We start from the raw sequence: 975 nt of genomic DNA, 5'->3' as shown, positions 1-975 counted from the left end.
ACAGAATTATCACCAAGTTGCAAGTCAATTCTTCAACCTAAAGAATATAGGAAAATTTTTAATTACACATCAAGAGCTAGAGCCCAAATTGAAGGCTGTTCATCATTTATTATTTGATTTATTAAATAGGTATAATCTTTTGTCTTCCTTTGTACATGGAGGTCCTTATGCGGAGCGCTGTACCTTTGAGTTAACAGAAGTTGATTATGAGTTGTACAAAAGCATTGTCCATGGCTCTGCCATCTTCATCGGTCAGGTTGATTAGGGAAATAATACTACCTCCTTTACCATTTAAGGATTTTCTACCAAATGTTTTTTCGTAATAATCATACGCCAAACTAGCATTATAATGTGCCGAAACAGATTCAGTATTACCCCAAGTATTATTAGTAGAAGATACCTGACGTACAGTTACATCATTTACTGACGAACCTGCTGCATTGAGCGTCCAATAACGCCTTGTGGGTTTTCGACATTGATCGTTCCGCCTTTATACATACTTTTGAGGCATCAATCATGTAATAATTTGAGCCAACCAAATAGGTATTAATAGCACGCGTTTTACCATTCAAATCTATGGCATTGGCTTTTTGTGGCCCATCGAGCGTACAGGTATAGCTATATCTATCCTTGTGGACTAGAAGCCCAAAATGCTGGACTCAGTTACTTGATTTTGGAAAAAGGATGCTTGGTAAACTCGCTCTATAATTACCCAGCCAATATGACTTTTTAGTACTTCAGAAAGGCTCGAAATTGGCGATATTCCTTTTGTATCAAACAATGCAAAACCAACTCGCTCGGAAGCGTTAGAGTATTATCGTCGTGTAGCGGTACACCGTAAACTAGCCATCAATTTGTTCGAAACAGTTGAATCTGTTACCTCACACGAAACTTGTATCAGATTAATACTAGTAATCTCAATACCAGTGCAAAGCATCGTCATTGCTACAGGATTTTATGATATTCCTTATTTGA

At 37.3% G+C, this 975-nt stretch carries 1 protein-coding gene and 2 pseudogenes; 2 read left to right on the top strand and 1 reads right to left on the bottom strand.

Features of this window, described 5'->3' with window-relative positions:
- The coding region (locus BWI92_RS27935; RefSeq protein ID WP_217903509.1) for a hypothetical protein at positions 1 to 265 on the top strand (265 nt) is incomplete at its 5' end.
- On the opposite strand, the pseudogene BWI92_RS28995 reads toward BWI92_RS27935, so the two are convergent.
- Positions 191 to 394 (bottom strand): annotated as a pseudogene (locus BWI92_RS28995) (hypothetical protein); the annotation flags it as partial. The gene BWI92_RS27935 and the pseudogene BWI92_RS28995 sit on opposite strands and share 75 nt — an antisense overlap.
- Positions 395 to 592: 198 nt before the next feature.
- Between BWI92_RS28995 and BWI92_RS27115 the strand changes: the two are divergent.
- Positions 593 to 975 (top strand): annotated as a pseudogene (locus BWI92_RS27115) (NAD(P)-binding domain-containing protein); the annotation flags it as partial.

The organism is Flectobacillus sp. BAB-3569 (assembly GCF_002270355.1).
GTDB lineage: Bacteria > Bacteroidota > Bacteroidia > Cytophagales > Spirosomataceae > Flectobacillus > Flectobacillus roseus.
The sequence above is the reverse complement of the archived record's forward strand: the minus strand, read 5'-3'. Positions and strand labels throughout refer to the sequence as shown.